General features: G+C 69.2%; 19 protein-coding genes and 1 pseudogene. 11 read left to right on the forward strand and 9 right to left on the reverse strand.

Annotated features, from left to right (window positions below; all coding sequences use genetic code 11):
* Positions 1 to 5: 5 nt before the first annotated feature.
* The 4 genes from sigM to trxA all read left to right on the forward strand — a co-directional run bounded on the left by sigM (position 6) and on the right by trxA (position 3032).
* A complete protein-coding gene (gene sigM, locus ACRWNP_RS01230) occupies positions 6 to 698 on the forward strand; it encodes an RNA polymerase sigma factor SigM (protein ID WP_431958958.1) in 693 nt (230 codons plus the stop codon).
* A complete protein-coding gene (locus ACRWNP_RS01235) occupies positions 695 to 1558 on the forward strand; it encodes a hypothetical protein (RefSeq protein WP_431958959.1) in 864 nt (287 codons plus the stop codon). The genes sigM and ACRWNP_RS01235 overlap by 4 nt, the downstream gene beginning before the upstream one ends.
* 109 nt (positions 1559 to 1667) lie before the next feature.
* On the forward strand, positions 1668 to 2654 hold the full coding sequence (gene trxB / locus ACRWNP_RS01240; RefSeq protein ID WP_431958960.1) for a thioredoxin-disulfide reductase: 987 nt from the start codon (positions 1668 to 1670) through the stop codon (positions 2652 to 2654).
* Between the two features lie 48 nt (positions 2655 to 2702).
* On the forward strand, positions 2703 to 3032 hold the full coding sequence (gene trxA, locus ACRWNP_RS01245; protein WP_431958961.1) for a thioredoxin: 330 nt from the start codon (positions 2703 to 2705) through the stop codon (positions 3030 to 3032).
* Between the two features lie 59 nt (positions 3033 to 3091).
* On the opposite strand, the gene ACRWNP_RS01250 is transcribed toward trxA, so the two are convergent.
* The 9 genes from ACRWNP_RS01250 to rpmH form a co-directional block, all read right to left on the reverse strand.
* A complete protein-coding gene (locus ACRWNP_RS01250) occupies positions 3092 to 3709 on the reverse strand; it encodes a GNAT family N-acetyltransferase (protein ID WP_431958962.1) in 618 nt (205 codons plus the stop codon).
* A 300-nt stretch (positions 3710 to 4009) separates the two neighbouring features.
* A complete protein-coding gene (locus tag ACRWNP_RS01255) occupies positions 4010 to 5119 on the reverse strand; it encodes a ParB/RepB/Spo0J family partition protein (RefSeq protein ID WP_431958963.1) in 1110 nt (369 codons plus the stop codon).
* Positions 5116 to 6165 (reverse strand): ParA family protein, encoded by a 1050-nt coding sequence (locus ACRWNP_RS01260; protein ID WP_431958964.1) that lies wholly within the window; start codon positions 6163 to 6165, stop codon positions 5116 to 5118. The genes ACRWNP_RS01255 and ACRWNP_RS01260 overlap by 4 nt, the downstream gene beginning before the upstream one ends.
* Before the next feature lie 253 nt (positions 6166 to 6418).
* Positions 6419 to 7135: a 16S rRNA (guanine(527)-N(7))-methyltransferase RsmG gene (rsmG, locus tag ACRWNP_RS01265; protein WP_431958965.1), complete on the reverse strand. Its 717-nt coding sequence runs from the start codon at positions 7133 to 7135 to the stop codon at positions 6419 to 6421.
* Positions 7136 to 7238: 103 nt separating this feature from the next.
* Positions 7239 to 7736, reverse strand: a complete 498-nt coding sequence (locus tag ACRWNP_RS01270) for a protein jag (RefSeq protein ID WP_431958966.1) — start codon at positions 7734 to 7736, stop codon at positions 7239 to 7241.
* Between the two features lie 15 nt (positions 7737 to 7751).
* The gene (gene yidC, locus ACRWNP_RS01275; protein ID WP_431958967.1) at positions 7752 to 8798 is read right to left on the reverse strand and encodes a membrane protein insertase YidC; all 1047 of its coding nucleotides are present in this window, start codon (positions 8796 to 8798) and stop codon (positions 7752 to 7754) included.
* Between the two features lie 2 nt (positions 8799 to 8800).
* Positions 8801 to 9121, reverse strand: a complete 321-nt coding sequence (yidD, locus tag ACRWNP_RS01280; RefSeq protein ID WP_431958968.1) for a membrane protein insertion efficiency factor YidD — start codon at positions 9119 to 9121, stop codon at positions 8801 to 8803.
* Positions 9118 to 9492, reverse strand: a complete 375-nt coding sequence (gene rnpA, locus ACRWNP_RS01285; protein ID WP_431958969.1) for a ribonuclease P protein component — start codon at positions 9490 to 9492, stop codon at positions 9118 to 9120. Before rnpA ends, yidD begins: the two co-directional genes overlap by 4 nt.
* 26 nt (positions 9493 to 9518) lie before the next feature.
* A complete protein-coding gene (rpmH, locus tag ACRWNP_RS01290; RefSeq protein ID WP_003975051.1) occupies positions 9519 to 9656 on the reverse strand; it encodes a 50S ribosomal protein L34 in 138 nt (45 codons plus the stop codon).
* Between the two features lie 386 nt (positions 9657 to 10042).
* Between rpmH and dnaA the strand changes: the two genes are divergently transcribed.
* From dnaA to gyrA, 7 genes and pseudogenes are all read left to right on the forward strand, one after another.
* The gene (dnaA, locus tag ACRWNP_RS01295; RefSeq protein WP_431958970.1) at positions 10043 to 11803 is read left to right on the forward strand and encodes a chromosomal replication initiator protein DnaA; all 1761 of its coding nucleotides are present in this window, start codon (positions 10043 to 10045) and stop codon (positions 11801 to 11803) included.
* 833 nt (positions 11804 to 12636) lie between these two features.
* On the forward strand, positions 12637 to 13767 hold the full coding sequence (gene dnaN / locus ACRWNP_RS01300; protein WP_431958971.1) for a DNA polymerase III subunit beta: 1131 nt from the start codon (positions 12637 to 12639) through the stop codon (positions 13765 to 13767).
* Between the two features lie 79 nt (positions 13768 to 13846).
* Positions 13847 to 14728, forward strand: a pseudogene (gene gnd, locus ACRWNP_RS01305) (phosphogluconate dehydrogenase (NAD(+)-dependent, decarboxylating)); the annotation flags it as partial.
* A 32-nt stretch (positions 14729 to 14760) separates the two neighbouring features.
* Positions 14761 to 15891, forward strand: coding sequence for a DNA replication/repair protein RecF (gene recF, locus ACRWNP_RS01310; RefSeq protein ID WP_431958972.1), 1131 nt, complete (start codon positions 14761 to 14763; stop codon positions 15889 to 15891).
* A complete protein-coding gene (locus tag ACRWNP_RS01315; RefSeq protein WP_431958973.1) occupies positions 15888 to 16436 on the forward strand; it encodes a DUF721 domain-containing protein in 549 nt (182 codons plus the stop codon). The genes recF and ACRWNP_RS01315 overlap by 4 nt, the downstream gene beginning before the upstream one ends.
* Before the next feature lie 270 nt (positions 16437 to 16706).
* On the forward strand, positions 16707 to 18749 hold the full coding sequence (gene gyrB, locus ACRWNP_RS01320) for a DNA topoisomerase (ATP-hydrolyzing) subunit B (RefSeq protein ID WP_431958974.1): 2043 nt from the start codon (positions 16707 to 16709) through the stop codon (positions 18747 to 18749).
* Positions 18750 to 18792: 43 nt separating this feature from the next.
* Entirely contained in the window at positions 18793 to 21378 is a 2586-nt protein-coding gene (gene gyrA / locus ACRWNP_RS01325) for a DNA gyrase subunit A (RefSeq protein WP_431958975.1), read from the forward strand.
* Positions 21379 to 21397 lie beyond the last annotated feature (19 nt).

A 21397-nucleotide genomic window follows, 5' to 3' on the forward strand; every position in this document is an offset into this window, starting at 1 on the left:
GGACGGTGAGCACGCAGGGTACGGGCGGGGAGGTCGGCGACGGCGACCTCCTCGCCCGTCATGTCGCGGGGGACCCGAACGCCTTCGGGGAACTCGTCCGCCGGCACCGTGACCGGCTCTGGGCGGTGGCGCTGCGGACCCTGGGGGACCGCGAGGAAGCCGCCGACGCCGTGCAGGACGCACTCGTCTCGGCCTTCCGCTCCGCCCACACCTTCCGCGGACAGTCGGCCGTCACCACCTGGCTGCACCGCATCACCGTGAACGCCTGCCTGGACCGGGCACGCAAGGCCGCCTCACGCCGCACCGCTCCGGTCACCGACGAGAAACAGTTCGAGGAACTCCTCGAACCGCACGAGTCCGCCGCAGCCCCGGCCGAGCGGGGTGAGCTGCACCAGGAACTGTTGCGGGCGCTGGCGAAGCTCCCCGTGGAGCAGCGGGCCGCCCTGGTCCTGGTCGACATGCAGGGCTATCCCGTGGCCGAGGCCGCCGCCGTCCTCGACGTACCGGCCGGGACGGTCAAGAGCAGATGCGCCCGGGGCAGGGCACGACTGCTGCCGCTCCTCTCCCATCTACGGGACGCTCGGGGGAGTAGCAGTGATCAGGCAGGGGGAAGGAACCGGACGGAGAACGCATCCGTCCCAGAGACGGAGGCCCGGCCGGGCCACGGCTTCACGAAGGGCGGAGGTGGACACCCATGACGCCGACGACGGGTACGGACGAGCACCCCGAGGTCGCCGAGATCTCCGCGCTCACCGAGGGCATCCTCCCGCCCGAGCGCTCGGCCGACGTCCGCGGGCACATCGACGGCTGTGCGCTCTGCGCCGACGTCCGCGCCTCGCTGGACGGGATCCGCGGACTGCTGGGCACCCTGCCCGGCCCGCCCCGGATGCCCGCCGATATCGCGGGCCGGATCGACGCCGCGCTCGCCGCCGAGGCACTGCTCGCCTCGAGCGGTGCCGATGTTTCACGTGAAACAGAGACCACGAAGCCGCCCCGTGTTTCACGTGAAACATCGGCAGCGGTCGATGGAAGGCCCTCCGGCCGCGGCATCGGCCCCAGTGGGCCCGGCCGCCCCGGCACCGGGTCTCGTCGGCGCTGGGGGAAGGGGATTCTCGTCACCGCCTCCGTGGCCGCCGTGCTCGGCTTCGGGGCCGTCCTCGCCCAGTCCACCTGGGAGGCCGGCGGAAGCGCCGACAGCCAGTCCTCGACAGCCTCCGGCGCGGACACCAAGGCTGACGCCGACACGCTCGGCGTGCAGGTACACGATCTGCTGACAGGCGGCACGGGCAGGCTCCAGGAGAGCAAGCCCTCGGGGCAGTCCCCGATGGTCAGTACGGACAGTGCGACGCCGTCCTGCGTCCTGACGGCACTGGACCGCCAGGAGACCCCGCTCGCCGTTCAACGGGGCAGGTACGAGGGTGTGGACTCCTATCTGGTCGTGCTGCCGCACAAGGGAGACTCCGCGCTGGTCGACGCGTACGTCGTGGACGCCTCGTGCGTCACCGCGCAGCCCCCTGCCACGGGCACCCTCCTCCGTGAGGAGACATACCCTCGCTAGCGCCACGCCGACGGGAATGCCCGGACCGTAGGATCCGTTAGGCGGGATGACAATGGTCCCGCCGCCGAGGCACCCGGCGAGTCGGCACAGCAGAGACGAGGAAGCACCCGTGAGCGACGTCCGAAACGTGATCATCATCGGTTCCGGGCCGGCGGGATACACAGCCGCGCTCTACACCGCCCGCGCCTCCCTCAAGCCCCTGGTCTTCGAAGGGGCGGTCACGGCCGGCGGTGCTCTGATGACCACCACCGAGGTGGAGAACTTCCCTGGCTTCCGCGACGGCATCATGGGCCCCGACCTCATGGAGAACATGCGGGCCCAGGCCGAGCGGTTCGGTGCCGAACTGATCCCGGACGACATCGTGGCGGTCGACCTCCAGGGTGACATCAAGACCGTCACCGACTCCGCGGGCACCGTCCACCGGGCGAAGGCCGTCATCATCGCCACCGGTTCCCAGCACCGCAAGCTCGGTCTGCCCAACGAGGACCAGCTCTCCGGTCGCGGTGTCTCGTGGTGCGCCACCTGTGACGGCTTCTTCTTCAAGGACCACGAGATCGCCGTCATCGGTGGTGGCGACACCGCCCTGGAGGAGGCGACCTTCCTCTCGCGCTTCGCCAAGAGCGTGAAGGTCGTCCACCGCCGGGACACCCTCCGCGCTTCCAAGGCCATGCAGGAGCGTGCCTTCGCCGACCCGAAGATCTCGTTCGTCTGGGACAACGAGGTCGCCGAGATCAACGGCGACGGCAAGCTCTCCGGCCTGGTCCTGCGGAACACCAAGTCCGGTGAGACCTCCGAGCTCCCGGTCACCGGACTCTTCATCGCGATCGGCCACGACCCGCGGACCGAACTGTTCAAGGGCATCCTCGACCTGGACGAGGAGGGCTACCTCAAGGTCGAGTCGCCCAGTACCCGTACGAAGATCCCCGGTGTCTTCGCCGCGGGTGACGTCGTGGACCACACCTACCGCCAGGCGATCACCGCCGCGGGCACCGGCTGCTCCGCCGCCCTGGACGCCGAGCGCTACCTCGCCGCTCTGGCCGACACGGACACCGAGCACACCCGCGAGCCCGAGCAGACCGCCGCCGCGGTCGTCTGACCGCACCGAACAACCCGAGTACCCGTCCTACACACCGAGGAGACAGCCGTGGCCGGCAACACCAAGACCGTGACCGATGCGACCTTCGACGAGGAGGTCCTGTCCAGCGACAAGCCCGTGCTCGTCGACTTCTGGGCCGAGTGGTGCGGTCCGTGCCGCCAGATCGCCCCCTCCCTGGAGGCGATCGCCGCGGAGCACGGCGACCAGATCACCATCGTCAAGCTGAACATCGACGAGAACCCGGTCACCGCCGCCAAGTACGGCGTCATGTCGATCCCGACCCTCAACGTCTACAAGGGCGGTGAGGTCGTGAAGACCATCGTCGGCGCCAAGCCGAAGGCCGCCATCGAGCGCGACCTCTCCGACTTCATCGGCTGAGCACCGCAGACGGACGCGAAAGGGCCCGCCCCCGTGAGGAGCGGGCCCTTTCGCGTCCGTCACAGGGGCCGTAGCGCCGGTTCCTTCTGCACGGCGCCGAGCAGCCGGTCGATCGCCATCTCGACGTCCTCCTTCCAGGAGATCGTCGTCCTCAGCTCCAGTCTCAGCCGGGGAAAGCGCGGGTGCGGCCGCACGGTCTTGAACCCGACGGCCAGCAGGTGCTCGGCGGGGAGGACGCAGGCGGGCTCCTCCCAGCGCGCGTCCCCGAAGGCCTCGATCGCCCGGAAGCCCCGCCGCACCAGGTCCTTCGCCACGGACTGCACCAGGACCCGGCCCAGCCCCTGCCCCTGGAAGCCCGGAAGGACGCGGGCGGTCATCAACTGGACCGCGTCGGGGGAGACGGGACTCGTGGGGAAGGCCGTCGAGCGCGGCACGTAAGCCGGCGGGGCGTAGAGCACGAAGCCGGCGGGCACCTCGTCCACGTAAACCACACGGCCGCAGGATCCCCACTCCAGCAGCGCCGCGGAGATCCAGGCCTCCTTCTCCAGCTCGGGCTTGCCGGCCTGGACGGCGGCCTCCCCGCTTACCGGATCGAGTTCCCAGAAGACGCACGCGCGGCAGCGGTTGGGGAGATCCGGGAGGTTGTCCAGCGTGAGCGGAACGAGCCGACGCCCCATGAGGTCTGACCCTCGTTTCTGTCGTGGACCCAACTGCCGACGAAGCCACCCACGGCGCCCAGCCCAAGCCCCGCTGCGAGGAGGGCGGCCTTCTGCCAATCGTGCTCCACTCCGACGCGCCGCACCGATCGCATGGGCCCCTCCTCGGAGGTAGTGCTCCATCCCGTACGCATCGTATCCGTGAGCGGACAAGTCCGACACCGGAGCAACGCGAACGGCCCAGCAAAAAGCGGGTCACATCCCTCTCGGGGTGTGACCCGCCCAGAAGTTGCGGACCGTGTCACAGGACGGGGAAGGAACTCACTCCGCCTCGTCGGTCTCCTCGGTGAGCGACCGCTCGAGGACCTTGCCCTCACCCGGGGCCATCGAGCCGAGGATGCGCTCCAGATCCTCTATCGAAGCGAACTCCACGACGATCTTCCCGCGCTTCTGCCCGAGGTCGACCTTCACCCGGGTCTCGAAGCGGTCGGAGAGCCGCAACGCCAGGTCGGTCAGCGCGGGGGACATCCGCTTGCCGGTTCGAGGTGCGGGAGCCTTCCTCGTCGGCTGGGACTCGGAGTTCATCACATGCACGATCTCCTCGACCGCGCGCACCGAGAGCCCCTCGGCCACGATCCGGCTGGCGAGCCGGTCCTGGTCCTCCACGTCCTCCAGCGCGAGCAGGGAGCGTGCGTGCCCGGCGGAGAGCACACCGGCCGCCACACGGCGCTGTACGGGTGCGGAGAGCTTCAGCAGGCGCAGGGTGTTGGAGACCTGGGAGCGGGAGCGGCCGATGCGGTCGGCGAGCTGCTCGTGCGTGCAGGCGAAGTCCTTGAGGAGCTGATCGTAGGCGGCCGCCTCCTCCAGTGGGTTCAGCTGGGCACGGTGCAAGTTCTCCAGCAGGGCGTCCAGAAGGAGCTTCTCGTCCTCGGTGGCCCGTACGATCGCCGGGATGGCCTCCAGGCCGGCCTCACGGCTGGCCCGCCAGCGCCGCTCACCCATGATGAGCTCGTAGCGCTCCGGCCCGACCTGACGGACCACTACCGGCTGCAGGAGGCCGACCTCCTTGATGGAGGTGACCAGTTCGGCCAGCGCGTCCTCGTCGAAGACCTCACGCGGCTGACGCGGGTTGGGGACGATCACGTCCAGCGGCAGCTCGGCGAAGTACGCCCCCGCCACCATCGACGGCTCCTGGGCAGCGATGGCTTCCGGTGTTTCACGTGAAACCGGAATCGCGGCGGTGCCCTCTCGCCCCTGCTGTTCCACCAGCGCCGCCACCTTGGCGACGGCGACACCTCGTTCCGGCGCCAGGACGGGCGCGGCGTTCGCCGCCGTCGCCACCGCGGTCGCGGCTGCCGCGTCCGCACCGTTCGGTGCGGCGGGAATCAGCGCGCCGAGACCACGGCCGAGTCCTCTGCGTCGCTCACTCACTGGATCCCCTCCGACGTGTTCTGCTCATTGAACTCTTGGGTGTGTCCCAGCCCCCGCAGGGCCATCTCGCGTGCCGCCTCGAGGTACGACAGCGCGCCACTCGAACCCGGATCGTAGGTCAGCACCGTCTGGCCGTAGCTGGGGGCCTCCGAGATACGGACCGAGCGCGGGATGCTGGTGCGCAGCACCTCCTTGCCGAAGTGGGTGCGCACCTCCTCGGCGACCTGTGAGGCGAGCCGGGTCCGGCCGTCGTACATGGTCAGCAGGATGGTGGAGACATGGAGCTTGGGGTTGAGGTGGCCCCGCACCAGCTCCACGTTGCGGAGCAGTTGCCCGAGTCCTTCCAGGGCGTAGTACTCGCACTGGATCGGGATGAGGACCTCGGCGCCGGCCACCAGGGCGTTGACGGTCAGCAGACCGAGCGAGGGCGGGCAGTCGATGAGGATGTAGTCCAGCGGCTGCTCATAGGACTCGATGGCCCGCTGCAGCCGGCTCTCCCGGGCCACCAGGGAGACCAGCTCGATCTCGGCGCCGGCCAGGTCGATCGTGGCGGGGGCGCAGAAGAGGCCCTCGACGTCCGGCACCGGCTGGACGACATCGGAGAGCGGCTTGCTCTCCACCAGGACGTCGTAGATGGAGGGGACTTCGGAGTGGTGGTCGATCCCCAGGGCGGTGGAGGCGTTGCCCTGGGGGTCGAGGTCGACGACCAGCACGCGGGCCCCGTGGAGGGCCAGGGAGGCGGCCATGTTGACCGTGGTGGTGGTCTTGCCCACCCCGCCCTTCTGGTTGGCGACCACGATCACTCTGGTCTGGGGTGGACGGGGGAGTCCTTCACCGGCCCGCCCCAGTGCCTGCACGGCCAGTTGGGCGGCGCGGCCGATGGGGGTGTCGTCCATCGGGGGCGGTGTTTCACGTGAAACATCATCCCCGAACGGTTCGGTACGGGGACCGGGGACCGGATCGGCCATCGGTCCCGCGATGTTGGCGTCGGACCGCAAGGATTCACTCTCCTCGACTACATGCTCGCAATGAACAGAGCCTGCCATGCTTTCGGGGTCGCGAACCAGTGAGGGCCGTTCTCCTGTGGATGAATCCACCGGTTGAGTCGCCGAATGGGTCACCTCGACGGCCCGATGAGAGAGCGAACCGGCCGCGGCACGAGCGCGGCCGAGGATTCCTGGAAGCAGAGAGCGCCGTTTCACGTGAAACACGATGCGCAGCGCGGCGACCGTTTCCTACCCGACACTCCGGATCATGTACGTATGGCCGTTTGTATGGAGCACACGACCGGGCCCCTGGTCAGCGCTGACGCCGACGGCTCGCCCGGGCCGCCTTGGCCCTACGGGTCGCCGCGCGGACACCGCCGGGGCTCTCCCCCGCGAGCACCCGCACCACGGTCGACAGCGGATCCACGATCCCCTCGCCGACCTGCACCACGGAGGTCTCCACGGCCCCGAGACGGCTCAGCGCGGCACGTGCCGTCTTCAGCTCCTCCTCGGCCGTGTCGCCCTTGAGGACGGCCATCTCCCCGTGCGGACGGAGCAGGGGAAGTCCCCAGCCGGCGAGCCGGTCCAGCGGGGCCACCGCGCGCGCGGTCACCACGTCCACCGGGGGTACCTTGCCCACCATCTCCTCGGCCCGGCCACGCACCACCACGACGTTGGACAACCCCAGCAGCCGCACGGCCTCCTCGAGGAAGGTGGTCCGGCGCAGCAGTGGCTCCAGCAAGGTGATACTGAGATCCGGCCGGGTCAGTGCCAGCGGAATCCCCGGCAGCCCCGCGCCCGAACCCACGTCGCACACCGAGACGCCCTGCGGGATGACCTCGGCGAGCACCGCGCAGTTCAGCAGGTGGCGCTCCCACAGCCGGGGCACCTCACGGGGACCGATCAGCCCCCGGCGCACGCCCGCGTCGGCCAGCAGTTCCGCGTATCGCACCGCGTCCGCGAAGCGCTCCCCGAACACCTCGCGTGCCGCTTCCGGCGCCGGGGGAAGCTCCGCCGCTGCCTCCGTCACGAGAACCGTCCTTCCGTTGTTACGGGCCTTCACCAGGCTGACAAGATTCGGCCCCGCCTGCGAACAGACGGGGCCGAGTGAGTACCGCTGAGACCGGGGGAGGTCAGGAAGCCGGGAGCACGACCACCCGGCGCTCGGGCTCCTCGCCCTCGGACTCGCTGCGCAGCCCCGCGGCGGCCACGGCGTCGTGCACGACCTTGCGCTCGAAGGGCGTCATCGGCTTCAGCTTGACCGGCTGGCCGGAGCCCTTGACCTCCTCGGCCGCCTTCTCGCCCAGCTCGGTCAGCTCGGCCCGCTTCCGCGCGCGGAACCCGGCGATGTCCAGCATCAGCCGGCTGCGGTCGCCGGTCTCCCGGTGGACCGCGAGCCGGGTCAGCTCCTGGAGCGCCTCCAGCACCTCGCCGTCGCGGCCGACGAGCTTGTTGAGGTCACGGCTCGACGAGTCGCCGACGATGGAGACCGAGGCGCGGTCCCCCTCGACGTCCATGTCGATGTCACCGTCGAGGTCGGCGATGTCCAGCAGCCCCTCGAGGTAGTCGGCCGCGATCTCGCCCTCCTGCTCGAGGCGAGTGAGCGCGTCGGTGGTGTTGCCGTCCGTCACGGCAGGACTCCTCTACTACTTCTTCTTCGACAGGTTCGGCTTGTCCGCGCCGCTGCTCGGCTTGGCCTTGGTTCCCGCGGTCGCGCCGCTGCTCGGCTTGGGCTTGGTCCCGCCGGCGGCACTCGGCTGCGCGGGACCGCCCGTCTGGCGCTGGGACTTGGTCTGGCGCTTGGGCTGGGTGCGCTTCACCGGCGCCGCCGCGCCCTGCGGCTCCTTGTCGGCGGCGGGCTCGTCCTTCAGCTTGCCCTTGGCCTTCAGCCGCTCCTGGCGCTGCTTGAAGGCGAGACTGCCGGGCGTGGGGTTCCGGCGGATGACGAACATCTGCTGCCCCATGGTCCACACGTTGGTGGTCAGCCAGTAGACGAGGACACCGACGGGGAAGTTGATGCCGAAGACGGCGAACATGATCGGGAAGACGTACATCAGCATCTTCTGCTGCTGCATGAACGGCGTCTTCACCGTCATGTCGACGTTCTTGGTCATCAGCTGGCGCTGCGTGTAGAACTGCGAGGCCGACATCAGGACGATCATGATGACCGTGACCACGCGGACGTCCACGAGCGTCGCGCCCAGCTCCGAGAGCTTGGCGGCACTGTCGGTGAACTTCGCCGCGATCGGCGCGCCGAAGATGTGGGCGTGCTGGGCGCTGTTGACGAGGTCCTGGCTCATCACGCCGACCTGCTTGCCCTGCGCGATGTAGCTCAGGACGTGGTACAGCGCGAAGAAGAAGGGGGACTGCGCCAGGATGGGAAGGCACGAGGAGAGCGGGTTGGTGCCCGTCTCCTTGTAGAGCTTCATCATCTCTTCGGACTGGCGCTGCCGGTCGTTCTTGTAGCGCTCCTGGATGGCCTTCATCTTCGGCTGGAGCGCCTGCATGTTCCGGGTCGACTTGATCTGCTTCACGAAGAGCGGGATCAGGCAGATCCGGATCAGGACCACCAGAGAGACGATCGACAGGCCCCAGGCCCAACCGCTGTCCTTGTCAAAGACAAGGCTGTACAGCGAGTGGAACTGGACAATGATCCACGAAACGGCATCGTAGAGGGGGTTCAAGATCCCCACGGTCAGGCTCCTTGGGCATGAGGCGTCTCGACGGGCTCGGGAGTAACGGACCCGCCTGGCGCGTCACCCCGGAGGGCGTCGCGCAGGCGAGCGTGCCACGGCGGGCGCTTGCGCGGCGGGACATGGTCCACACCGCCCAGCGACCACGGGTTGCAACGCAGGATCCGCCACGCGGTCAGGGCAGTGCCCTTGATCGCGCCGTGCCGATCGATCGCCGTATACCCGTAGTGCGAGCACGAGGGGTAGTACTTGCAGACCGGACCGAGCAACGGGCTGATGGTCCACTGGTAAATCTTGATCAAGGCCAGCAACGGGTACTTCATAGCGCCACCCCCAGGAGCCTCCCGAGGGCGGCGTCCAGGTCTCGGGCCAGCTGTGCATGGTCTGCGTCACCCGCACCGGGCAGCGCTCGTACGACTACCAGGCTACCGGGGGGCAGCACGGACAGACGTTCGCGAACAAGGTGACGAAGCCGACGCTTGACCAGGTTCCGGGTCACCGCGCCACCGACAGCCTTGCTCACGACGAAACCCGCACGCGCCGGGGAGGCACTCCCCCCCGCTGCGTGCGGGTCCCTTGTCTCACTGTCGGTGCGCAGGTGGACGACCAGAAGTGGACGTCCGGCCCGGCGTCCTCGACGCACCGCGATCGCGAAGTCCTGCCGCCGCCTCAGCCGATTCTCGGTGGGCAGCACGACTCACACCTCGCGCTTCGGTGCGATCAGGCGGACAGGCGGGCGCGGCCCTTGCTGCGGCGGGTCGCGAGAATGGCGCGGCCGGCACGCGTACGCATACGCAGCCGGAAGCCGTGGGTCTTGGCGCGACGACGGTTGTTCGGCTGGAAGGTGCGCTTGCTCACTCGGGGGCTCCAGGATGAATCGTGTGTTGGCGGGGCGTCGCCTGGCTGTCACCGTGCGCCCACGAGAAACTCGCGGAACATCCAGGTGTGCACCGCTTGACGATCACCTCGGTGATCCTCGCCCATCGGTAGGCAGGCGGCAGCAGCCATCGACAACTCGACCTGGTTACGGTACGCGGGGCCGCGGCGTCAGGTCAAACCAGCCCCGCCGACGGCCGTGGGCGCCGCCGTCCGGACGTGGTTTTGCACACCCTGTGGACAACGACTTGAACCAGGCAGGCCGCGCTGACTACCGTGGCTGAACTCCGAAACCTTCCCGTCCGTCCCAAGGACCACACCTTCGTGGGACCCATCGGCACCAACCAGCGACCGAGAGAGCGTGCACTGTGGCTGACGTAACTGCCGATCTTGCCTCAGTGTGGCCCGGGGTCCTGCAGAAACTGCTCGCCGAGAGCGACGACCTCAAGCCGAAGGACGCGGAGTGGCTTCAGCGGACGCAGCCGCTCGCGCTCGTCGCGGGCACGGCCGTGCTGTCGGCCCCCAATGAGTTCGCCAAGAGCGTGCTGGAGGGACGGCTCCTCCCGCTGATCACCGATGTGCTCAGCCGTGAGTTCGGTCACCCCGTGGGCATCGCCATCGCCGTCGCCTCGGGCGGCGAACAGGAGGCGTCCCCCGCCCCCGCGCCGCCGGCCCCGGCCGACGCCGGGCCACAGCCCCAGGTCCAGATGCAGCCGCAGCCGCCCGGGTACGGTGCGGAGCCCCCCCGGTACGGGGAGCGGCCGCACGGCTACGGCGAGGTCCCGAGGATGCGCCCGGCCTACCCCGAGCACGCTGTCGGCCTCACCGGCGGGGCAGGCGGCTGGCCGCCCCACGAGCCCGAGGACCGCTGGCAGCAACAGCGCTTCGGGGACTACCAGGAACGCGAGCCGTACCAGCCGCCCGCGTCCCGCTACGAGGTCCCCTCGCCCCACCAGCCCGCGGCACGCCCGGAGCCGGTGCCGCCGCCGATGCCGACCATGCCGACGCCGCGCACCGGTGGTGGCAGTGGTGCCGGTTCCCCCGCGGGCGCCGGGGCGGGGGCGAGCGGTTCCGGCGGATCCGGGGGCCCGGCCGAACCCACCGCGCGGCTGAACCCCAAGTACCTCTTCGACACCTTCGTCATCGGCGCCTCCAACCGCTTCGCGCACGCCGCCGCGGTCGCCGTCGCGGAGGCGCCTGCCAAGGCGTACAACCCGCTGTTCATCTACGGCGAGTCCGGCCTGGGCAAGACGCACCTGCTGCACGCGATCGGGCACTATGCCCGCAGCCTCTACCCGGGCACGCGGGTGCGCTACGTGAGCTCCGAGGAGTTCACCAACGAGTTCATCAACTCCATCCGCGACGGCAAGGCGGACGCGTTCCGCAAGCGCTACCGCGACATGGACATCCTGCTGGTCGACGACATCCAGTTCCTGGCGAGCAAGGAGTCGACGCAGGAGGAGTTCTTCCACACCTTCAACACCCTGCACAACGCCAACAAGCAGATCGTGCTCTCCTCGGACCGGCCGCCCAAGCAGCTGGTGACCCTGGAGGACCGGCTGCGCAACCGCTTCGAGTGGGGTCTGATCACCGACGTCCAGCCGCCCGAGCTGGAGACCCGGATCGCGATCCTCCGCAAGAAGGCGGTGCAGGAGCAGCTCAACGCCCCGCCGGAGGTGCTGGAGTTCATCGCCTCCCGGATCTCGCGGAACATCCGTGAGCTGGAGGGTGCGCTGATCCGCGTGACCGCCTTCGCCAGCCTCAACCGGCAGCCGGTGGACCTGCAGCTCACCGAGATCGTGCTGAAGGACCTGATCCCGGGCGGGGAGGACTCCGTCCCCGAGATCAGCGGGCAGGCGATCATGGCGGAGACGGCCTCCTACTTCGGTCTGGACGTGGAGGACCTCTCCGGCTCCTCCCGCAGCCGGGTGCTCGTCACGGCCCGGCAGATCGCCATGTACCTGTGCCGTGAGCTCACGGACCTGTCGCTGCCCAAGATCGGCGCCCTGTTCGGCGGCCGGGACCACACCACCGTCATGCACGCGGACCGCAAGATCCGCTCTCTTATGGCCGAGCGGCGGTCCATCTACAACCAGGTCACCGAGCTCACCAACCGCATCAAGAGCTGAAGCGGAGCCCTGCGCGGGCCACCCGTCCCTCCACAGCGCCCCGGGAACCCCCGGGGCGCTTCTCGTTGTTCGATTGCGCCCGCCGCGACCTGGGGACAGGAACGTCTCTCCACAGGATGGGGCGGTTTTCCCCCGTCCACAGCCTGGGGATGCCCGGGTTGTCCCAAACGTATCCACAGGCGGGACCACGGGATAATCATTCGGGCTGCTCGGAGCGGTGTGGATTTGTGGGCAACCCGGATCCACAGACTGTGGACGCTCCGGCGGTCCACAGGCCCGCCGTTCCGGTTGTCCACCAGCCGCCCACAGGCGAGGGCTGGTTGTCCCCAGTCGGGGGCCGCTTCTCCACAGTCCTGTCCACTGTTCGGCAACGGAGCACACCCGCTCACCGATCGGAGTGAACCGCGTCACACCGACGTGGTGGGTTGGGCTGGGGAGAACCTGGGTATTCCTGGGGACAGCCCTGGGGAGAACCGGGGCACTCCTGTGAATCGCGTGTGCACAACTTCCGGCCGTCCACAGATCGTCCGGGTTGTCCACCGGCTCCGCCCACAGGCCCGGTGGACAAAAAACAGGGCCTGACCTGCGTAGGAACCACTTATCCACGGTTTCCACACCCCCTATTACTACGACCAGGGATAGTTACCGGGAAACCTGCTTCGAAGTGGGTCCTGTGCACAACCGGGCCGCGGGCCGCCGGCCTCCTCGCCCTCCGGCTTGACCCCAACCCGCACCGCGTGTCCGTGGCGGCTGTCAGACTGTTCCCGGCAAGAGGGCCAGCAGGGCCAAGAGAGTCGGCCACAGACAGCCAGCAACAGCAGGAGGCGGTTCCGGTGAAGATCCGGGTGGAGCGCGATGTACTCGCGGAGGCAGTGGCCTGGGCGGCCCGCAGTCTCCCGGCCCGTCCCCCGGTGCCGGTCCTGGCGGGCCTGCTGCTGAAGGCCGAGGAGGGCCAGCTGAGCCTGTCCGGCTTCGACTACGAGGTCTCGGCCCGGGTGTCCGTCGAGGCGGACGTCGAGGAGGACGGCACCGTCCTGGTCTCCGGCCGACTGCTCGCCGACATCTCGCGGGCACTTCCCAACAGGCCTGTGGAGATCTCCACCGACGGCGTGCGCGTGACCGTCGTCTGCGGAAGCTCGCGATTCACACTCCACACCCTGCCTGTGGAGGAGTACCCGGCGCTGCCCGCGATGCCGACCGCCTCCGGCACCGTCCCCGGCGAGGTCTTCGCCGCGGCCGCCGCGCAGGTCGCCATCGCCGCCGGCCGTGACGACACCCTGCCGGTGCTCACCGGTGTGCGGATCGAGATCGAGGGCGACACCGTCACCCTGGCCGCCACAGACCGCTACCGCTTCGCGGTCCGCGAGTTCCTGTGGAAGCCGGAGACCCCGGACCTCTCCGCGGTCGCCCTGGTGCCCGCCAAGACGCTGCTGGACACCGCCAAGTCCCTCACCAACGGTGACTCGGTCGCCATCGCCCTGGCCGGCTCCGGTGCGGGCGAGGGCCTGATCGGCTTCGAGGGCGCGGGCCGCCGCACAACCACCCGCCTGCTCGAGGGCGACCTGCCGAAGTACCGGACGCTCTTCCCGACCGAGTTCAACTCCGTCGCGGTGATCGAGACCGCCCCGTTCGTCGAGGCCGTCAAGCGCGTCGCCCTGGTGGCCGAGCGCAACACGCCGGTCCGGCTGAGCTTCGAGCAGGGCGTGCTGACCCTGGAGGCCGGTTCCAGCGACGACGCACAGGCTGTGGAGCGTGTGGACGCCAAGCTGGAGGGCGACGACATCTCGATCGCCTTCAACCCGACGTTCCTGCTGGACGGTCTGAGCGCGATCGACTCGCCGGTTGCGCAGCTGTCGTTCACCACGTCGACCAAGCCCGCGCTGCTCAGCGGCCGCCCGGCGGTCGACGCCGAGGCCGACGACGCGTACAAGTACCTGATCATGCCGGTCCGGCTGTCCGGCTGACGCGAGGCCTGTCCGGTCGCGTCGTCCTGGAGGGGCGGACGTAGGCTCGACGTAGGTCAGGCAGGCTTCGAACGAAGGATCAACGATGGAGCTCGGTCTCATCGGTCTCGGCAAGATGGGCGGGAACATGCGTATGCGCATCCGCCAGGCCGGTCACAATGTCATCGGCTACGACCGCAACCCGGACCTCGCCGATGTCCACAGCCTGCAGGAACTTGTGGACAAGCTCGCGGCCCCGCGTGTGGTGTGGGTGATGGTGCCGGCCGGCGCGGCGACCCAGTCGACGATCGACGAACTCGGTGAGCTGCTCTCCCCTGGTGACGTGGTCGTCGACGGCGGCAACTCCCGCTGGACGGACGACGAGAAGCACGCCGAGGAGCTGGCCGCCAAGGGCATCGGCTTCGTCGACTGCGGTGTCTCCGGCGGTGTCTGGGGCCTGGAGAACGGCTACGCGCTGATGTACGGCGGCGAGCTCGAGCACGTCGAGAAGGTGCAGCCGATTTTCAACGCCCTCAAGCCGGTGGGGAACTTCGGCTCCGTCCACGCGGGCAAGGTCGGCGCCGGCCACTTCGCCAAGATGGTCCACAACGGCATCGAGTACGCCATGATGCAGGCCTACGCCGAGGGCTGGGAGCTGCTGGAGAAGGTGCACTCGGTCACCGACGTGCGCGAGGTGTTCCGCTCCTGGCAGGAGGGCACCGTCATCCGCTCCTGGCTGCTGGACCTGGCCGTGAACGCCCTCGACGAGGACGAGCACCTCGACAAGCTCAAGGGCTTCGCGGAGGACTCCGGCGAGGGCCGCTGGACGGTCGAGGCGGCCATCGACAACGCCGTGCCGCTCCCCGCGATCACCGCGTCGCTCTTCGCCCGCTTCGCGTCCCGCCAGGACGACTCCCCGCAGATGAAGATGATCGCCGCCCTCCGCAACCAGTTCGGCGGCCACGCCGTCGAGAAGCACTAGTCACACCCACGGGAAGGAGGCGGCGCGCAGCCATGCACGTCGCGCATCTGTCGCTCGCCGACTTCCGTTCCTACGCCCGGGTCGAGGTCCCGCTCGACCCGGGCGTCACCGCTTTCGTCGGCCCCAACGGCCAGGGCAAGACCAATCTGGTCGAGGCGGTCGGCTACCTGGCGACCCTCGGCAGCCATCGCGTCGCGAACGACGCCCCGTTGGTGCGGATGGGCGCGGACCGGGCGATCGTGCGGGCCTCCGTGGTGCAGGGCGAGCGGCAGCAGCTGATCGAGCTGGAGATCAATCCGGGCCGTTCCAACCGGGCCCGGCTCAACCGGTCCTCCCAGGTCCGCCCGCGCGACCTGCTGGGGATAGTCAGGACCGTGCTCTTCGCCCCCGAGGACCTGGCCCTGGTCAAGGGCGACCCCGGCGAGCGTCGCCGCTTCCTCGACGAGCTGCTCACCGCGCGGGCGCCCAGGCTGGCGGGTGTCCGCAGCGACTACGAGCGGGTCCTCAAGCAGCGCAACACCCTGCTGAAGTCCGCCGCCATGGCCCGCCGCCACGGCGGCCGCGGGGCCGACCTGTCCACGCTCGACGTCTGGGACCAGCACCTGGCCAGGGTCGGCGCCGAACTGCTGGCCCAGCGCCTCGACCTCACCCACGCCCTGCAGCCGCTGGCCGACAAGGCGTACGAACAGCTGGCACCGGGCGGCGGCCCGGTCGTCCTGGAGTACCGCAGTTCGATCGGCGAACGGATCGCCGGGGCCACCGGCCGTGAACAGTTGTACGGACTGCTGCTGGAGGCCCTGGGCGAGGCCCGCAGGCAGGAGATCGAGCGCGGGGTGACCCTGGTCGGCCCCCACCGGGACGACCTCTCCCTGAAGCTGGGGCAGCTCCCCGCCAAGGGGTACGCGAGCCACGGCGAGTCCTGGTCGTACGCGCTGGCGCTGCGCCTGGCCTCGTACGATCTGCTGCGCGCCGACGGCGGCGAGCCGGTGCTGGTGCTGGACGACGTCTTCGCCGAGCTCGACGCCCGGCGCCGCGCGCGGCTGGCGGAGCTGGTGGCCCCCGGTGAGCAGGTGCTGGTGACGGCGGCGGTGGACGACGACGTACCGGACGTGCTGGTCGGCGCCCGGTACACGGTGGAGGACGGCGGCGTGGAGCCGGCATGACGGACCAGCAGCGGCCCGCGGGGCAGGAGACGGGCGCACAGGACAAGCCGGTGTCCGGCGTCGACCTGGCCAGGGTCGCGCTGCGCGCCGCCAAGGAGCAGGCCCGCGCGAGGGGCGCGGCCGCGCAGCAGAAGAAGCAGGCCCGGCGCGGAGGGCTGCGCAGTGGTGCGCGGGCGGACGGGCGGGACCCGCTGCCCCTGGGCGCCGCGATCAGCCGGCTGATCACCGAGCGCGGCTGGGAGGCCCCCGCGGCGGTGGGCGGCGTGATGGGCCGCTGGCCGCAGCTGGTGGGCGACGACGTGGCGCTGCACTGCCAGCCGCAGCGGTACGACGAGGAGGAGCGGGTCCTCACCGTGCAGTGCGATTCCACGGCCTGGGCGACGCAGCTGCGGCTGCTCGCCCCCACGCTCGTGGCCAGGCTGAACGCCGATCTCGGGCACGGCACCGTGAAGCTGATCAAGGTCCTGGGGCCCGGGGGACCGGTGCGTTCGTACGGGCGGCTGCGTGCTCCCGGGAGCCGTGGGCCGGGCGATACGTACGGATAGGTCGGGAACCTGCTGTGCGTAATCGGGTCGAAGCCCTGTGCGCCCGCGTGAGCCGTTTTGGGACCCGGCCCGCGTGTGGGGAGTCGGCAGGAGGTGCTTCAGTCGGGTACACGGGAACTCAGGTACCGCCAAAGCCCCATCTATGTCGGTGCTACCGGTAGACTGGTAGCAGTACCGCCCGCCCCTGGCCTCCGGCACCGGGGGACCCCAGCGGGACCAGTAGAACGATGTCGAGTGATGAAGCCGGTTCCGCTCCGCGGGACCTGGCTCATGCTGTGCCAGAAAGGGCGCTTCGTGGCCGATTCCGGCAACCCCAACGAGATCAATACGTCCGCAGCTGACGGCTCCGCCGCGCCCGCCTCCGGCGGGGCGTACGACGCCAGCGCGATCACCGTCCTGGAGGGCTTGGACGCTGTTCGCAAGCGCCCGGGCATGTACATCGGCTCGACGGGCGAGCGAGGCCTGCACCACCTGGTGTACGAGGTCGTGGACAACTCCGTCGACGAGGCGCTGGCCGGTCACGCGGACACCATCAACGTCACGATCCTCGCCGACGGCGGCGTGCGCGTCGTCGACAACGGCCGTGGCATCCCCGTGGACATCGTGCCGTCCGAGGGCAAGCCCGCCGTCGAGGTCGTGCTGACCGTCCTCCACGCGGGCGGCAAGTTCGGCGGCGGCGGTTACGCCGTGTCCGGCGGTCTGCACGGCGTCGGCGTCTCCGTGGTGAACGCCCTGTCGACGAAGGTCGCGGTCGAGGTCAAGCGTGAGGGCTTCCGCTGGACCCAGGACTACAAGATGGGCGTCCCGACCGCCCCGCTGCAGAAGAACGACGAGGTGTCGGAGACCGGCACCACGGTCACCTTCTGGGCCGACGGGGACATCTTCGAGACCCTCGAGTACTCCTTCGAGACGCTCTCGCGGCGGTTCCAGGAGATGGCCTTCCTGAACAAGGGCCTGACCATCTCGCTGACGGACGAGCGCCCCGAGCACGCGGACGTGGAGAACGAGGGCCAGCCGCGCTCGGTCACGTACCACTACGAGGGCGGCATCGTCGACTTCGTGAAGTACCTGAACTCGCGCAAGGGCGAGACGGTCCACCCGTCGGTGATCGACATCGACGCGGAGGACAAGGAGCGGATGCTCTCCGTCGAGGTCGCGATGCAGTGGAACACCCAGTACAGCGAGGGCGTCTACAGCTTCGCCAACACCATCCACACCCATGAGGGCGGTACTCACGAGGAGGGCTTCCGCGCCGCGCTGACCACGCTGGTCAACAAGTACGCGCGCGAGAAGAAGCTGCTCCGCGAGAAGGACGACAACCTCACCGGCGAGGACATCCGCGAGGGCCTGACCGCCATCATCTCGGTCAAGCTGGGCGAGCCGCAGTTCGAGGGCCAGACCAAGACCAAGCTCGGCAACACCGAGGCGAAGACCTTCGTCCAGAAGGTCGTGCACGAGCACCTGACGGACTGGCTGGACCGCAACCCCAACGAGGCCGCGGACATCATCCGCAAGTCGATCCAGGCGGCCACCGCCCGTGTCGCGGCCCGCAAGGCGCGCGACCTGACGCGCCGCAAGGGCCTGCTGGAGACGGCGTCGCTGCCGGGCAAGCTGAGCGACTGCCAGTCCAACGACCCGAGCAAGTGCGAGATCTTCATCGTCGAGGGTGACTCCGCCGGCGGCTCGGCCAAGTCCGGCCGCAACCCGCAGTACCAGGCGATCCTCCCGATCCGCGGCAAGATCCTGAACGTGGAGAAGGCGCGGATCGACAAGATCCTGCAGAACCAGGAGATCCAGGCGCTGATCTCGGCCTTCGGCACCGGTGTGCACGAGGACTTCGACATCTCCAAGCTGCGCTATCACAAGATCATCCTGATGGCCGACGCCGACGTGGACGGCCAGCACATCAACACCCTGCTGCTCACCTTCCTGTTCCGCTTCATGCGCCCGCTGGTCGAGGCGGGCCACGTGTACCTCTCCCGTCCGCCGCTCTACAAGATCAAGTGGGGCCGGGACGACTTCGAGTACGCGTACTCCGATCCCGAGCGCGACGCCCTGATCGAACTGGGCCGCCAGAACGGCAAGCGTGTGCGCGAGGACTCGATCCAGCGCTTCAAGGGCCTCGGCGAGATGAACGCCGAGGAGTTGCGGGTCACCACGATGGACGTCGACCACCGCGTGCTCGGCCAGGTCACCCTGGACGACGCGGCCCTCGCCGACGACCTGTTCTCGGTGCTGATGGGCGAGGACGTCGAGGCCCGGCGCTCCTTCATCCAGCGCAACGCCAAGGATGTCCGCTTCCTCGACATCTGAGTCGGCCCCCATCAGCCGCCGCCCGAAAGGACTTTGACCAGCAATGGCCGACGAAAACACCCCTGTCACGCCCGGCACCCCGGAGGGCGCCGCCGCCGAGGCGGACACCACGACGCGGATCGAGGCCGTGGGCCTCGAGACGGAGATGCAGCGCAGCTACCTGGACTACGCGATGTCCGTCATCGTGTCCCGCGCGCTGCCCGACGTCCGGGACGGTCTCAAGCCCGTCCACCGCCGTGTGCTGTACGCGATGTACGACGGCGGCTACCGCCCGGAACGCGGCTTCTACAAGTGTGCCCGCGTCGTCGGTGACGTCATGGGTACGTACCATCCGCACGGCGACTCCTCGATCTACGACGCGCTGGTGCGCCTGGCCCAGCCGTGGTCGATGCGCATGCCGCTGGTCGACAGCAACGGCAACTTCGGTTCCCCGGGCAACGACCCGGCCGCCGCCATGCGGTACACCGAGTGCAAGATGGCGCCGCTGTCGATGGAGATGGTCCGGGACATCGACGAGGAGACCGTCGACTTCCAGGACAACTACGACGGCCGCAACCAGGAGCCGACGGTCCTGCCGTCGCGCTTCCCCAACCTGCTGATCAACGGCTCCGCCGGCATCGCGGTCGGCATGGCGACCAACATCCCGCCGCACAACCTGCGCGAGGTCGCCGAAGGCGCCCAGTGGTACCTGGCCAACCCCGAGGCGACCAACGAGGAGCTGCTGGACGCGCTCATCGAGCGCATCAAGGGCCCCGACTTCCCGACCGGCGCCCTGGTGGTGGGCCGCAAGGGCATCGAGGAGGCCTACCGGACCGGCCGCGGCTCCATCACGATGCGCGCGGTGGTCGAGGTCGAGGAGATCCAGGGCCGGCAGTGCCTGGTCGTCACCGAGCTGCCGTACCAGGTCAACCCGGACAACCTGGCCCAGAAGATCGCCGACCTGGTGAAGGACGGCCGGATCGGCGGCATCGCCGACGTCCGGGACGAGACCTCCTCCCGGACCGGCCAGCGCCTGGTGATCGTGCTCAAGCGCGACGCCGTGGCCAAGGTCGTGCTGAACAACCTCTACAAGCACACCGACCTGCAGACCAACTTCGGCGCCAACATGCTGGCGCTGGTCGACGGCGTGCCGCGCACGCTCTCCCTCGACCAGTTCATCAAGCAGTGGGTGACCCACCAGATCGAGGTCATCGTCCGCCGGACCCGTTTCCGGCTGCGCAAGGCCGAGGAGCGCGCGCACATCCTGCGCGGTCTGCTGAAGGCCCTGGACGCGATCGACGAGGTCATCGCCCTGATCCGGCGCAGCGCCACGGTCGATGTGGCACGTGAGGGCCTGATGGGCCTGCTGGAGATCGACGAGATCCAGGCCAACGCGATCCTGGAGATGCAACTCCGTCGCCTGGCCGCCCTGGAGCGGCAGAAGATCGTCCAGGAGCACGACGAGCTCCAGGCGAAGATCGACGAGTACAACCGGATCCTGGCCTCGCCCGAGCTGCAGCGCGGCATCATCAGCGCGGAACTCACGGCGATCGTCGAGAAGTTCGGCGACGACCGGCGCTCGGCGCTGGTGCCCTTCGACGGCGACATGTCCATCGAGGACCTGATCGCCGAGGAGGACATCGTCGTCACGATCACCCGTGGCGGCTACGTCAAGCGCACCAAGACGGACGACTACCGCTCGCAGAAGCGCGGCGGCAAGGGCGTGCGCGGCACGAAGCTGCGGGAAGACGACATCGTCGACCACTTCTTCGTCACCACCACCCACCACTGGCTGCTGTTCTTCACCAACAAGGGCCGGGTCTACCGCGCCAAGGCGTACGAGCTGCCGGACGCCGGCCGCGATGCCCGCGGGCAGCACGTGGCGAATCTGCTGGCCTTCCAGCCGGACGAGCAGATCGCCCAGGTGCTGGCCATCCGCGACTACGATGCGGCGCCCTACCTGGTGCTCGCCACCCGGTCGGGCCTGGTGAAGAAGACCCCGCTGAAGGACTACGACTCCCCCCGCTCGGGCGGTGTCATCGCGATCAACCTGCGGGAGACCGAGGACGGCAGCGAGGACCTGCTGATCGGCGCCGAGCTGGTCGGTCCGGCCGACGACCTGCTGCTGGTCAGCCGCAAGGCGCAGTCCATCCGGTTCACCGCGACGGACGAGTCGCTGCGCCCGATGGGCCGTGCGACCTCGGGCGTGAAGGGCATGAGCTTCCGCGAAGGGGACGAACTGCTCTCGATGAATGTCGTGCGACCGGGTACGTTCGTCTTCACCGCCACCGATGGCGGGTACGCCAAGCGCACCAGTGTGGACGAGTACCGGGTTCAGGGGCGCGGCGGACTCGGCATCAAGGCGGCCAAGATCGTCGAGGACCGGGGCTCCCTGGTCGGGGCGCTGGTGGTGGAGGAGACCGACGAGATCCTCGCCATCACCCTCGGCGGCGGTGTGATTCGCACCCGTGTCAACGAGATCAGGGAAACCGGGCGTGACACCATGGGCGTCCAACTGATCAACCTCGGTAAAAAGGATGCAGTCGTGGGCGTCGCCCGCAATGCCGAGGCGGGGGCGGAGGCCGAAGAGGTCGTCGCCACCGAAGAGGCCGAGGGCGAGCAGCCCGTGGCCGCCGAGTCGGAGGAGTAAACAGCCGTGAGTGGAGCCA

It is taken from the genome of Actinacidiphila sp. bgisy160 (genome assembly GCF_965342435.1).
Classification (GTDB): domain Bacteria; phylum Actinomycetota; class Actinomycetes; order Streptomycetales; family Streptomycetaceae; genus Actinacidiphila.